Here is a 13,775-nt window from a genome sequence, read left to right on the forward strand (position 1 = left end):
CTGTTAAAAGCCGGGGCCCAAGCGCCTCGGATGACCAAGGTTGTTACCTTCATATGACCCGACGGGGCTTTGCGCTACTGCCGCATATGCAGATGAGCATGCATTCTCATCATGACTGACCGTAGAAATAGGTTCAACTGGAACTAATAGGTCGGTATTAAATAGGAGCCTAACTAATGGATCTTCTAAAATGGCAATCTCCGATCGCAAGAAACGACAGTTGGAATTCGGCGGCCGCTTGAACCGATTGGGGCAGGGGCTGCGTCGCGCCATTGATGAAGAATTGCGGGCGTTGGGCCTGACCGACGCCACATGGAGGCCGCTTTTCCATCTGGGACGGTTAGGCGACGGATTGCGGCAAAAGGATCTTGCCGAAGCCTTGATGATCGAAGGCCCTTCTCTTGTTCCGTTGCTGGATAACCTGGAAGCAAACGGGCTTGTAGAACGCATGGAAGATCCCCATGACCGCCGCTGCAAGATCATCCGCATGACGGCGGAGGGCCAGAAAATCTACCGGCAGACGGCCGAAATCTCCAGCAAAGTGCTCAGCCGGCTGATGCGTGGCATTTCCGATGCGGAGCTGGCCTTGTGCCACGATATTTTCGACCGCTTCGAAGCTGCCTTGGAAGCGGCTAAGGTCAATGGCAGGGCCTAGATGTCGTTGCTGCGTCCGCTCGGATTCGGCTGGTCGCATGCCGTTAGCACAACAGTTGCGGTGATCGTCGCACTGTACGTTGCTTATGCCTTGCAGCTGGAGAGCCCGTATTCGGCAGCAACCACTGTTCTCGTGGTTGCCAGCCCGATACATGGAATGGTTCTCGCCAAATCCGTCTACCGCTTTCTCGGCACCCTGGTCGGCGCGATCGCCTCTATTGCGCTGGTCGCATTATTTGCTCAAACGCCGGAACTGTTCATCCTCGGAGCCAGCCTCTGGGTTGGGATCTTTACGGCGATTTCTTCCCTGATGCGGCGGTTCCGGGCTTATGGCGCGGTACTGGCTGGATATACGGTGACGCTTGTCGCCTTGGGGGCCGTGGACCAGCCGCTGCAAATATTCGACCTAGCGATGGCGCGTATCGCCGTGGTGACAATCGGCGTTGTCTGCTCAGCGGTTGTCACGATTATCTTGCTGCCGAATGCAGGGAATGCCGATCTCCCGGGGAAACTGCGCGATGCCGTCCGTGGTGTTGCCGGCCTCGTTCGCTTGGCGATGTCAAACACGTCGGACGATGTTTTCGCTACCTATCGTCGGGATATAGCGCAAAAAGTACAAGCGCTCGATACCGCGCTCTATGCCGCCTCTGCCGAATCGGCAGCGGTTGCCGCCAAATCCGGCTATATGCGGCGAGCGATTGCTGCCTTGTTCGGCTTGATCGCTGCAGCGTCCTCCCTGCATCAATCCTCAGCGGTTCGGCGCGTCATGCAGGATGCGCCGGCGGTACCTGATGAAGAGGCGCATCCAGTACCGGAGCTGACTGTAATTCTGCGCGATCTCTTTGATCGAAGCTGCAAGCTTTTTTCCGCATTTGCCGCCGATCAGGACCAACCCGATCGTCATTGGAAACATCAAATCGCCAGCTTGCGTGAAGGATGCACGGCCTTTCAATCGAATGACCTTCTCGTGAACAACGAAAAGGCATTCGACGCGATGATCGTTCTCAACCGCCTTGACGACCTGTTGGATCAAGCTGTGATACTTGGGGAGAACCTGCAAGCCTATGAAGATAAGAGTGCAAAGCCGATCGATATCCGCTTGCCATATCATCTCGACTGGCTGACAGCGCTCATTAACGGTTTTCGCGGCATGTTGGCCGTTCTTCTGCTCGGAGCTATCTGGATTTATACCGCTTGGCCCAATGGCAGCGAGCTTTTCAGTGTTACCATTCCTTTTTGCACGCTGCTCGCGGCCAGCGACCGGCAGCAGGCCGATGCGACCGCTATGTTCAACGGTGCGTTTATCGCCGCGATCGTAGCCTTTGTTTGCATGTTTGGCTTGATGACCCAGATTACCGGATTTCCGTTATTAGCGCTTACCATCAGCCCCTTCATCCTGGTTGGTGGCTATTACCAGACACGGCCGAGCACAGCCATGGCCGCGACCGGCTTTCTGATATTTTTCATGACGTTTCTCGCGCCCCGCAATCCGATGGAATTCGATATGTCGGCATTCCTCAACAGCTCGTTCGCCTTTGTCTTTGGCGCGGCCTGTGTGGTGCCGATCTTCCGGGTGGTGTTTCCGCAAAATCACTGGCGCTCGGCTTTGAAGGTTGCCGGGGAGATGCGCAGAAGCCTTGCACAGACTGCCGGCAACTCTAATGCATCGCGGCTCTGGCGATGGGAGTATCTAGCACAGGATCGGTTGGCATCGATCGGCATGCGGTTGCCGTTGAGCGATCGCCGCCGGCAGAAACTGATCAATGGTGGTTTTGCGACCGTCCGAATTGGTCGGGAGATGGCACGTGCGCGCTCTTTGCTTGCCGATCTGGCTTTGGATGAGGAAACGCATCAGAAGCTGCGTCGCGCATTCCGGGCGGTCCGAAACGTAGAGCGGCAACCCAAGGCTGCGGGTGCCGCTCTTTCACAAGCTGCCGACCGACTATATTTCTTCGTACGGGAATCTCCGGTGCAACAGAACGAGAATGGCCGCCTGTTGCGGGCGATAGGTTCTTTGCGCGAATGTGCGGATTTGATTTCGCAAAATGGCGATTTTTTTGCGGCTTCAAAGTGGCGCCGCGAGGCAGCCATATGATGACGGAACTCAATATTGCCGGCGTCTATATCGCACCTATCGTTGCCTATGGCGTAGCCGCAGGCGTGCTGTTCCTGCTCTGCCGCTGGCTGCTGACGATTGTCGGCTTCTGGCGCCTGGTCTGGCATCCGGGGCTTTTCGAGATCGCGCTCTTTGTCTCGATTCTTTCCCTTTTGGTTTTGTCTTTTCCGTAAGCGTGGATCGCTTCAGACATGTTTATCGTAAGTAGATTATTTCGTGTGACCGTGACCCTGGCAATGCTGCTGGTGGCGGGTGTTCTTAGTCTCGCATTGTGGCGCCATTACATGGTCAGCCCTTGGACTCGCGACGGCACCGTCCGGGCGGATGTCGTCACGATCGCGCCGGAAGTTTCCGGCACCGTGATCGATCTCAAAGTCGCCGACAATCAGTTCGTTCACAAGGGCGATGTTCTGTATGTCATCGATCCGGTCCGTTTCCGGCTGGCACTTGCCCAGGCTCAGGCGACAGCGGAAAGCCGCAAACAGAACATGCAGGTGCTGCAGATGCAGTCGGCGCGCCGGGCGAAGCTCACCGATCTTGCAGCCTCATCTGAAGAGAAGGAGCATTTCCGAGGCGGCGCTGCCGCGGCGGCTGCGGATTACAACGAGGCGCTGGCCGAGGTTGACATTGCCAAGGTCAATCTGGATCGCAGCGTGATCCGGTCGCCGGTCAATGGTTACGTGACGAATCTACTCCTGCGCCGCGGCGATTTTGCCACGGCAGGAGCAGCGACTGTTTCCGTGGTCGATAGCGATTCATTCTGGATCGCCGGCTATTTTGAGGAAACGAAATTGTCTCAGATCCATTTGGCGGATAAGGCACAAATCAAACTGATGGGATTCGACGGCTTGATAGCGGGCCATGTCGACAGTTTTGCGCGCGGCATTACCGATAAGAACGGCAGCAGCGGTAATGAAGGCCTCGCCAATGTCGATCCGGTTTTTACCTGGGTCCGATTGGCGCAGCGCTTTCCGGTCCGAATTCATATTGACCAGGTGCCGCCGGGCGTTGAATTGGCGATGGGCATGACCTGCACGATCAGCATTGGAACAGCAGAAAAGGATCTGCCCGGGGACATGAAAGATGCGGCGAAAAGCCTGCTCAGCTATCTCACGCATTTTCCGGCGACATCGACGACGAGCGCAATGGCCGCGTCATCCGCGAAATAAACAGCTTACTCCTTCAACAGCCGTTCCATGAGCCCTTTCAGGACCAGCAACGTCGCCGGCCGGTTCATGGCGGGATTGCGAATGATCCTCGCCGACAAGCCTTCGAATATGGCGGCCAGGATTTCCATGCGGCCGTCCAGGTCTTCAGTGGAGATCGGCAGGCCGCGGGCGGCGCGCCCCTTGCGCATGAGGTCCATTATGGCCTGCCGCTTGATCTCGTCGGCGCGGCGCACGATCGCGGCAACTTTGGGATTGCGGGCCGCTTCCGCCATGATTTCGTGGAAGAGGGCGGCAGCATCAGGGTCGGTGTGGCATTCGACGCCGTGATCGGCGCGCGCCATCATGGCTGTCAGGATATCGTCTTCACGGCTGATTTCCTCGAAGATCGTGGCGATATCCGAAATATCCTGCTCTACGATAGCGCCGATGATCGCTTCTTTATTTTCGAAATAATGATAAATGTGCCCGACGCTCATGCCGGCCGTTTTAGAAATCTCCGACATGCTGGCACCGTGAAATCCGTGCTGCCGGAAACAGGCCAGGGCCGCTTCCAGGACCTGCTGTCGGCGCGTTTCGCTGCGCCCGACTTCTGCCGATGAACTGCTTGCCAAGCCATTACTCCGATCGTGAGAAGGGTTAAGGGACATAAATTAATCCTTGACGAGCTTTTCGTCCAATTTAGAATGAACCCTCAATCTAGAACGATCGTTCATTCTAGGCGAGTCGTTTTGGATATGGAATTAATGCCCTAGCGCTGCAGCGAGACGGCTGGCGGCGAGATTGGCAATGCGGGAGTTGGTCATGCAGGTCAAAGAAAAAGCCGGATCCGTTTCGATGCGGAGCGTTACCGGCTGCTTGGCGCTTGCCTTGCTTTTAGGCGCGGCGGTGACTTTATCGGCCTGCGAAAAACCTAATGCGGAGGCGGCCCAGGAAGGCGCGGCACCCCCACCAGCGCAAGTCGGAGTAGTCACCGTCCAGGCGGAGAAAGTGGCGTTGACCACCGAACTGCCTGGGCGCACCGCGGCTTACATGATCTCTGAAGTGCGGCCGCAGGTTGGCGGCATCGTGCTGAAGCGCCTCTTTGAAGAGGGGAGCGACGTCAAGGCGGGCCAAGTGCTCTATCAGATCGATCCGGCGACCTATCAGGCCGCCTATGACAATGCGAAGGCCGCGCTTGCCAAAGCCAAGGCAAATGTCACCTCGATCCGGTTGAAGGCGCAGCGCTATAAAGAACTTGTGGGCATCGATGCTGTCAGTAAACAGGATTACGATGATGCAACTGCCTCTCTGGCGGCCGCGGAAGCGGAAATTGAAGCCGATAAAGCGGCGCTGGAAACCGCACGCATCAATTTGAATTACACGAAGGTCACCGCGCCGATTTCCGGCCGCATTGGCAAATCGGTTTTCACGCCAGGCGCACTGGTCACGGCGGGGCAGGCGGAAGCGCTTGCACGGGTGCAACAGCTTGACCCGATCTATGTCGACGTGACGCAATCTACCGCCGATGTCTTGCGCCTGCGGCGTGACCTTGCCAGCGGTCGCCTCCGCAGTGCCGCCGCCAATCAGGCCAAGGTCAAGCTCGTGCTGGAAGACGGGTCGAGCTACGATCAGGAAGGCAGTCTGCAATTCTCCGACATCACGGTCGACCAGACCACGGGCAGCATTACCCTGCGGGCCGTCTTCCCTAATCCACATCATGAATTGCTGCCGGGCATGTATGTCCGCGCCGTTCTGGAGGAAGGAGTCAACGATCAGGCGATCCTCGTGCCACAACAGGCCGTCAGCCGCGATCCAAAGGGCAATCCCATTGCCATGGTGGTCGATGCCAATGGCACGGCAGGCCAGCGTGAGCTGAAGACCGAGCGGACCGTCGGCGATAAATGGCTGGTGAGCGAAGGCCTGAAGCCGGGTGACCAGCTGATTGTGGACGGCCTACAGCATATCCGTCCCGGCGCTCCGGTGAAGCCGGTCGATCTGTCTCCGTCGTCAGAAGCTGCCGGCCAACAGCCAGCAAGCCAGCCGCAATAACATTATTTCGTAAGGACGACGGATCATGTCGCGATTTTTCATCGATCGGCCGATCTTTGCCTGGGTGATCGCCATCGTGATCATGTTGGCCGGCGCCTTAGCTATCCGGACGCTGCCGATCTCGCAATATCCCGAGATCGCGCCACCGGCGGTTGCCGTCACCGCGACATATCCCGGTGCTTCCGCAAAAACGCTGGAAGACACCGTTACCCAGGTGATCGAACAGAAGATGAAGGGTATCGATCACCTGCGTTACATGGCGTCGACCAGCGACGCCGTGGGGCAGGCGACGATCACCTTGACCTTCGATGCAGGCACGAACCCCGATATCGCCCAGGTTCAGGTGCAGAACAAACTGCAGCTCGCCTTGCCGCTCTTGCCGCAGGAAGTGCAGCAGCAAGGGCTGCAGGTTGAAAAATCTGCAACGAACTTCGTTCTGGTTTTTGCCTTTTACTCGCCGGATGGAAGTCTGACCCAGTCTGACTTGTCGGACTATGTTGCGGCCAATGTTGAGGATGTCATCGCGCGTGTCGATGGCGTCGGCGACGTCACGCTATTTGGTGCGCAATATGCCATGCGCATCTGGCTGGATCCGAACAAGCTCACTAATTACAAGATCACGCCAGGCGATGTGAAGGCGGCCATTCTGGCGCAGAATGCTCAGGTCTCTGCCGGCCAATTAGGCGGTGCGCCCTCGATCAAGGGGCAACAACTCAACGCAACGATTACGGCGCAGAGCCGCTTGCAGACGCCGCAACAGTTCGAAGAGATTCTGTTGCGCACAAATACCGACGGGTCGACGGTCCGGTTGCGCGACGTGGCGCGGGTCGAGCTTGGCAGCGAGAGCTACGATACTGTCTCGCGGTTCAACGGCAAACCGGCGACGGGTCTCGCGATCAAGCTGGCGAGCGGCGCCAATGCTCTGGCGACCGCCGACGCGGTCAAGGCGAAGGTCCAGGAACTGGCGCAATTCTTCCCCGCCGGGATGAAAGCCGACGTACCTTACGATACGACGCCCTTCGTCAAGATTTCGATCGAGGAAGTGGTGAAGACCTTGGTGGAAGCCATCGTCCTGGTCTTCCTGGTCATGTATCTCTTCCTCCAGAACCTCCGAGCGACGCTAATCCCGACGATCGCCGTGCCGATCGTCCTGTTGGGGACATTCGGTGTCCTGGCGATCTGCGGCTATTCCATCAATACCCTGACCTTGTTCGGTGTGGTGTTGGCAATCGGCCTGCTGGTCGATGACGCCATCGTCGTGGTGGAAAACGTCGAGCGCGTCATGAGCGAGGAAGGTCTCTCGCCGAAGGAAGCGACGCGAAAATCCATGAATCAGATCACCGGCGCATTGATCGGTATTGCCCTGGTGCTGTCGGCGGTCTTCGTTCCGATGGCCTTTTTCGGTGGGTCCACGGGGGTCATCTATCGCCAGTTCTCGATCACCATCGTTTCGGCCATGGTGCTCTCCGTCGTGGTTGCCATGGTGCTGACGCCAGCACTTTGCGCCACCATGCTGAAGCCGATCGCCAAGGGGCACCATGTGGTCAAGCGGGGATTCTTCGGCTGGTTCAATCGCTCATTCGATCGCACCAGTGCCGGATATCAAGGTCTGGTCGGCCGTATTGTAAGGCGCGGTGCGAGATATCTCATCATCTATGCCGCCATCCTTATCGGCATGGCGTTCCTGTTCTGGCGTCTGCCGACGGCTTTCCTGCCGGATGAGGACCAAGGCATTCTTTTCGCGCAAATCCAGCTTCCGGTCGGTGCGACGCAGGAGCGGACAGTCGATGTCCTGAAAAAAGTCGAGCACCATTTCCTCACCGACCAGAAGGAAGCTGTTGCCCAAGTTTTCACTGTCGCCGGGTTCAGCTTCGGCGGCAGCGGACAGAATAACGGCATCGCCTTCATGAACATGCGGGATTGGAGTGAGCGGCAGCGGCCTGATTTGAAAGTCTCCGCAGTTGCCGCCAAGGCGATGGGCGCGTTCGCGCAGATCCGCGAGGCAATGGTCTTCGCCTTCGCGCCGCCGGCGGTCCTGGAACTCGGCAACGCAACAGGCTTCGACTTTTTCCTGCAGGATCGCGCCGGTGTCGGCCATGAGGCCTTGATTGCGGCACGTAACCAATTCCTGGGCATGGCGGCGCAGAACCCGGTGCTCATGGCGGTACGTCCGAATGGACAGGACGATACGCCGCAATTCGAGATCAATATCGACCAGGCCAAGGCGACAGCCTTGGGCCTGACGATTGCGGAGATCAACGATACGCTCTCGACTGCCTGGGGCAGTTCCTATGTCAACGATTTCATCGACAAGGGGCGCGTCAAGAAAGTCTATGTCCAGGCGGATGCACCGGCCCGTATGTCGCCGGAAGACCTGAACAAATGGTATGTCCGCAATGCCGGTGGCGAGATGGTGCCATTCTCCGCTTTCGCCCAGGTGAAGTGGAACTATGGTTCTCCACGGCTGGAGCGCTATAACGGTCTGCCTGCTGTAGAAATCCTTGGCCAGCCGGCGCCGGGCCGCAGCTCCGGTGAGGCGATGAAGGCGGTGGAAGAGATCGCCGCCAAATTGCCACCTGGCATCGGCTATGAGTGGACCGGGCTCTCCTATCAGGAACGCCTGTCCGGATCTCAGGCGCCGGCCCTCTACGCCATCTCGCTGCTGGTGGTCTTCCTTTGCCTGGCGGCACTCTATGAAAGCTGGTCGATTCCATTCGCCGTCATGTTGGTTGTCCCGCTGGGTGTGCTCGGTGCGCTGGGCGCGGCGAGCTTGCGGGGACTGTCTAATGACGTCTATTTCCAGGTCGGCCTGCTGACCACGATCGGTCTATCGGCAAAGAATGCGATTCTGATCGTGGAATTTGCCAAGGAATTGCAGGAGCAGGGTAAGGGGCTGATTGAATCGACGTTGGAAGCCGTCCGCATGCGCTTGCGGCCGATCCTGATGACCTCGTTGGCCTTCATCCTCGGCGTCTTGCCCTTGGCGATCAGTTCTGGTGCTGGTTCGGGCAGCCAGAATGCGATCGGCACCGGGGTGATGGGCGGCATGATCTCGGCCACCGTGCTCGGCATTTTCTTCGTGCCATTGTTCTTTGTCCTGGTTCGGCACGTCTTCAAAGGTAAGCATGCTGTGGCGCAATCTGGCCAGCCATCGACCGACGGTGTCAATGCGGAAGGGTAAGTAGATGATCCGTACAGGTATCTCTCTCGCATTGACGGCTATCATGCTGACCGGCTGCATCAATCTGCAACCGGATTATCAGCGCCCTGAGATGGCGGCGCCCGATGCTTGGCCCAGCGGCCCGGCTTATCGCGAAGTCGCGAAAACCGACAAGACGGTGGCGGTTGCCGATATAGGCTGGAGCGAGTTCTTCCTCGATCCGCGCTTGCGACAGCTGATCGAACGCGGCATTGCCAACAACCGCGATTTGCGCGTTGCCGTGCTCAACATCGAAAGAGCGCGGGCGCTCTATCGCATCCAGCGTGCGGACCTCCTGCCGACGATCAATGCGGAAGCGAGCGCCGATATCGAACATGCGTCACGCCGGACCTCCGTGACAGGTCAATCGGAGACCTCGCACATATATAGCGTCGGTGCCGGCGTCAGTGGCTATGAACTTGATCTCTTCGGACGTATTCGCAGCCTGAACGACCAAGCGCTCGAAGATTTCTTCGCGACGGAGGAAGCGCGCCGGGCGACACAGATCACGCTGGTTTCCGATATCGCGACGGCCTATCTGACGCTGGCGGCGGATCAGGATCTGCTGAAGCTGGCGCAGGATACGCTTGCGAGCCAGCAGCAATCCTACAAGATCACCCAGCGCAGTTTTGAGATCGGCGTGGCTTCTGCTCTGGATCTGCGGCAGGCGCAGACCAGCGTGGATACCGCACGGGTTGATATCGCCAGATTCAGCGCGATCGTGGCGCAGGACCGGAATGCGCTGGCGCTGCTGGTCGGAACGACTGTTCCCGACAATCTGTTGCCAACGGAACCTATCGCGACGATGACGGCCATGCAGGATATCGAACCCGGTATTCCGTCGGAAGTGTTGCTGCGTCGTCCGGACATTCTAGAAGCCGAGCACCAGTTGAAGGGCGCGAATGCCAATATCGGCGCCGCGCGCGCAGCCTTCTTCCCGAAGATCACGCTAACGGCAACCAGCGGCAGCGTGAGCGATGCGCTCTCCACTTTGTTCAAGGCCGGGACGGGCGGCTGGGCCTTTGCGCCCGATATCGTTTTGCCGATTTTCGATTTCGGCAGAAACCAGGCCAGTCTCGATGCCGCCAAAGCCGACCGCGATATCTCTGTCGCCCAGTATGACAAGGCTATCCAGACCGCTTTCCGCGAGGTTGCGGATGCTTTGGCGGATTATGGGACACTCGACGATCAGCTCGATGCGCAGAGATCACTCGTGGAAGCGACGGAGGATAGTTATCGGCTCTCGGATGCGCGGTATCGGAAAGGTGTCGAGAATTATCTGAACGTGCTCGATTCGCAACGCTCGATGTATAGTGCCGAGCAAGATCTGATCAATGTGCGTCTGGCCAAGCAGACCAACCTGGTCACGCTTTACAAGGTATTGGGTGGCGGCTGGCAGAAGACGGGTGCCGAGCCCGCGAGCTGAAGCGAGGTACCGGCCTTCCACAGTCGGTTTCGGCCTTTATTGGCTTCCTTGACACGAGCCTGAGATTGGTCTGATAGTCGAATGGCGTATCCGCTGCAAATGCTGCGGAAAACCGAGATACACCGAAGCGATCATTCTCGGCTGAAACGAGAATGAATCCCCATTAGAACGAATCCTTTCGATTTATCCTGAAGACCGGTTTCTGAATCAGACTTGATTTAGGGGGGACGGATGAACAGGTGTCGAAGGTTGCAGATCCGGCACTCGAGCCGCCGCAGGCTGCTGCTGTCGTTGTGTGGGCTGGGTCTGGTTCACGCCCTTCCGGCCGATGCCGAAGATCCGACGCCATCCGGCACGGTCGAAATATCCCAAGTGCAAATCGCCTTCATTGGCAGCGGCAATCTCGGGGGCGGGACCCTGCATTATCAGGACAATTCATATTCCTTCACGATCGGCGGATTGGGAATCGGCGGGTTCGGCATTTCCAAAATGGAAGCGATCGGCACGGTCTATGACCTGCACCGGCTCTCCGATTTCAAGGGCGCTTACATTCAGGGACGGTATGGTTACGCTGCGGGCGAGGCCGGTTCCGGCGATCTCTGGCTAAAAAATGCCAGCGGGGTCGTTTTGCAACTCAAAACCAAGCGCCAAGGCCTGGCTCTGTCGCTTGGCGGTGATGCCGTTTACATCGATTTCGATTGATGGAGCCTCCGATGTATGCCGTCCTCCATCGCAGCTTTCGTGCCGTTACCGTTTCGATCGCGGCTATTGTCGCATTTGGGTGGGTTACGATCAGCGGTGATGCATGGGCGAAAACCACGCAGACAATTCGTGCCTTCTCCGTTTGGCATGCCCAAGGAAAACTGCCGGATTCCGCGACGACCCAAAGCATCTATAAGAATGTGATTGCCGGTCCGCTTTATGTCGATACGGAGAAGGGGCCTGTATCGGCCGGAAAAATGACCTGCAAAGCCATTCTCCAGGTCAACCAGGAGGATAGAACCCAAAGCGGCTCCGCAGATTGTACCCTGATGGTCAAGGATGGCGCCGAGGTGACGGCCAAGCTCGATTGCAAAGGGGTCTTCATGGTGGGTTGCTCGGGCAATTTCACCCTCGTCGGTGGCTCGGGTCCGCTGAAAAATATCAAGGGCGGTGGAAAGGTAATCATCCGGAGCGAGTTTGCTGATGCACGGGCCAGAGGCACGCAGGCATCGGCGGTCGACCTCCAATCAGGTATCCTTTATCTCCCGGCTTTGACATACGAGCTGCCGTAGATGCTTTCCTCTTGCCGGCCCAGCTGGCGGCCATGTGTTGCAAACCTGAAAGTCGGTCGACGGTCAGGTGCTTTCGCGCGTCACCAGAGAAAAGCCGAGATCATATGTCGGCACGGTCGGCTGCTTGCCTTCCAGCAGGGTCAGCAGCAAATTCGCCGACTGCCGACCCACCTGATAGCGTGGTGTTGCAATTGTCGTCAGCGACGGCAAGGTCCAGCCCGAAGCCGGCAGATCATTGAAGCCGGCAATGGCAAGTTGCTTGGGCACTTCGATTTTTCTGCGCTGGCATTGAAAGAGAGCCCCTTGCGCCAGATCGTCATTGCAAAAGAAAATGGCGTCGCAATCGGGTGCTTCTGCCAGCAATTGATCCAGGAGATTGGCGCCCATGCTGATCGATGACGGTTCCGGCACCAGCAATTCGCGTCTGGGGTCGTAAAGATCGGCGTCTCGTAGCGCTTGCCGATAGCCATCAGCACGTGCCAGCGTACGCGGGTCAAGCTGCGCCGCAACGAAAGCGATACGCCGATATCCCTGATCCAGCAAATGCCGGGCCATGGCGTAACCACCATCGAATTGCGAGAAGCCGACGCAATAGCAGCCGGGGCGATCCGTCGTTTCCATCATGTGAACGGTCGGCTGCCGTAGGGCTTCAAGACGGTTCCAAGTGCTTGGCAGATGATCGATCCCGGTTAGCAGCAACCCATCGGGCAAAAATTCCAGATAAGTTTGCAGCAGGCGCTCTTCCTCCAGCGGTGAATAGCGGGTGACGCCGATCAGCATTTGATAGCCGCGGGGATGCAGGACATCGTGGATGCCGGCCAGCATTTCCACGAATACCATATTGGTCATTGAAGGAATAAGGACGACGACATTCATTGATGGGGCGCCCGCGAGCGCGCTGGCGACACGGTTAGGCACGTAACCCAGTTTCTCCGCATGGGTGAAGATGCGTGTCCGCAATTCTTCCGTCACCAGATCCGGCTTTTTGAAAGCACGGGAAACCGTAATGGTGCTGACGCCGGCCAAGCGAGCGATATCGGCCATGGTGGTACGACCAGTACTGGACGATCGTGGCTTTCTGGAACGCATCATTGCCCCGCAGTCAAAAGGATGTGACAGGCATAGCCATAGAATCAGTTCTACAGCTAGTTTATGTTAGCGATAACAGTTTGCTACTTTGGCAATATCCGTAATTTCACCGGAAACATTGGGGCGAGCGGTGGCCGCGACCGGTGGGTTATAAGCGAATAGGAGGCCAATGTGTTAATGCATTGGCTGAGGCAAGGCAGGGTCGAGAGGCGAGATGGAAAATAACATTCCAAAAATGATCCTTGTCGTCATGGGTGTCTCTGGCTCCGGCAAATCGACCATCGCCCGATTGCTGAGCAAGGCGCTTGGCTGGGAGATGCGGGAAGGAGATGATCTCCATCCAGCGGCGAATATCGAAAAGATGCGCCATCGCATTCCGCTTGATGATGAGGACCGCCGTCCGTGGCTTGCAGCGATCGCGCAGGTTATTGACACTTGGCGACAGGAAGATCAGGCCGGCATCATTACCTGCTCCGCGCTCAAGGGCAGTTACCGCGAAAGCTTGGCAGCGGGCCGGCCGGAAGTTTGCTTCATCTATCTGCAGGGCAGCAAAAAGCTGATCCAATCGCGCCTGGCTCACCGGGCGGGTCATTTCATGCCGCCCGAATTGCTGGACAGCCAGTTCGCCGATCTGGAAGCCCCTACAGGGGAAGAGCGCACGGTAACTGTCGATATTTCGGGGACGCCCGAAATCATTGCCGAGCATATTCTATCGAAATTGCGGCAATTAACGTGACACAAGCCCAGGTCGTACCGTCACCTGGAACCGGCTTGACGCAGCCCGGCATCATGCTACTGTTCGTATACAAATAGTACGTCC

At 57.6% G+C, this 13,775-nt stretch carries 12 protein-coding genes; 10 read left to right on the plus strand and 2 right to left on the minus strand.

The window, feature by feature from the left end; translation table 11 throughout:
- Nucleotides 1-190: 190 nt before the first annotated feature.
- From SMD27_RS08010 to SMD27_RS08025, 4 genes are read left to right on the plus strand one after another with little or no spacing between them, the layout of a single operon-like run.
- Nucleotides 191-655: a MarR family winged helix-turn-helix transcriptional regulator gene (locus SMD27_RS08010; protein WP_320507845.1), complete on the plus strand. Its 465-nt coding sequence runs from the start codon at nucleotides 191-193 to the stop codon at nucleotides 653-655.
- A complete protein-coding gene (locus SMD27_RS08015) occupies nucleotides 656-2,749 on the plus strand; it encodes an FUSC family protein (RefSeq protein ID WP_320507846.1) in 2,094 nt (697 codons plus the stop codon).
- The gene (locus SMD27_RS08020) at nucleotides 2,746-2,943 is read left to right on the plus strand and encodes a DUF1656 domain-containing protein (protein ID WP_320507847.1); all 198 of its coding nucleotides are present in this window, start codon (nucleotides 2,746-2,748) and stop codon (nucleotides 2,941-2,943) included. Before SMD27_RS08015 ends, SMD27_RS08020 begins: the two co-directional genes overlap by 4 nt.
- Nucleotides 2,944-2,961: 18 nt before the next feature.
- Entirely contained in the window at nucleotides 2,962-3,939 is a 978-nt protein-coding gene (locus tag SMD27_RS08025) for an HlyD family secretion protein (protein WP_320507848.1), read from the plus strand.
- A gap of 5 nt (nucleotides 3,940-3,944) precedes the next feature.
- On the opposite strand, the gene SMD27_RS08030 is transcribed toward SMD27_RS08025, so the two are convergent.
- Nucleotides 3,945-4,550: a TetR/AcrR family transcriptional regulator gene (locus SMD27_RS08030; protein ID WP_320507849.1), complete on the minus strand. Its 606-nt coding sequence runs from the start codon at nucleotides 4,548-4,550 to the stop codon at nucleotides 3,945-3,947.
- Between the two features lie 190 nt (nucleotides 4,551-4,740).
- On the opposite strand from SMD27_RS08030, the gene SMD27_RS08035 reads away from it, so the two are divergent.
- From SMD27_RS08035 to SMD27_RS08055, 5 genes are all read left to right on the plus strand, one after another.
- Nucleotides 4,741-5,967: an efflux RND transporter periplasmic adaptor subunit gene (locus tag SMD27_RS08035; protein WP_320507850.1), complete on the plus strand. Its 1,227-nt coding sequence runs from the start codon at nucleotides 4,741-4,743 to the stop codon at nucleotides 5,965-5,967.
- Between the two features lie 25 nt (nucleotides 5,968-5,992).
- Nucleotides 5,993-9,148 (plus strand): efflux RND transporter permease subunit, encoded by a 3,156-nt coding sequence (locus SMD27_RS08040; RefSeq protein WP_320507851.1) that lies wholly within the window; start codon nucleotides 5,993-5,995, stop codon nucleotides 9,146-9,148.
- Between the two features lie 4 nt (nucleotides 9,149-9,152).
- A complete protein-coding gene (adeC, locus tag SMD27_RS08045; protein ID WP_320507852.1) occupies nucleotides 9,153-10,592 on the plus strand; it encodes an AdeC/AdeK/OprM family multidrug efflux complex outer membrane factor in 1,440 nt (479 codons plus the stop codon).
- A 249-nt stretch (nucleotides 10,593-10,841) separates the two neighbouring features.
- Nucleotides 10,842-11,294: a hypothetical protein gene (locus SMD27_RS08050; protein WP_320507853.1), complete on the plus strand. Its 453-nt coding sequence runs from the start codon at nucleotides 10,842-10,844 to the stop codon at nucleotides 11,292-11,294.
- Nucleotides 11,295-11,305: 11 nt separating this feature from the next.
- Nucleotides 11,306-11,866 (plus strand): hypothetical protein, encoded by a 561-nt coding sequence (locus SMD27_RS08055; protein ID WP_320507854.1) that lies wholly within the window; start codon nucleotides 11,306-11,308, stop codon nucleotides 11,864-11,866.
- Nucleotides 11,867-11,929: 63 nt separating this feature from the next.
- On the opposite strand, the gene gntR is transcribed toward SMD27_RS08055, so the two are convergent.
- The gene (gene gntR / locus SMD27_RS08060) at nucleotides 11,930-12,958 is read right to left on the minus strand and encodes an HTH-type transcriptional regulator GntR (RefSeq protein WP_452094321.1); all 1,029 of its coding nucleotides are present in this window, start codon (nucleotides 12,956-12,958) and stop codon (nucleotides 11,930-11,932) included.
- A 211-nt stretch (nucleotides 12,959-13,169) separates the two neighbouring features.
- Here gntR and SMD27_RS08065 point away from each other — a divergent pair, with 211 nt between their 5' ends.
- Nucleotides 13,170-13,691 carry a gluconokinase gene (locus SMD27_RS08065; protein ID WP_320507856.1) on the plus strand — a complete coding sequence of 174 codons (522 nt, stop codon included), beginning with the start codon at nucleotides 13,170-13,172 and terminating at the stop codon, nucleotides 13,689-13,691.
- Nucleotides 13,692-13,775: the final 84 nt, after the last annotated feature.

Source organism: Dongia soli, from assembly GCF_034044715.1.
GTDB classification, from domain to species: Bacteria; Pseudomonadota; Alphaproteobacteria; order Dongiales; family Dongiaceae; genus Dongia_B; species Dongia_B soli.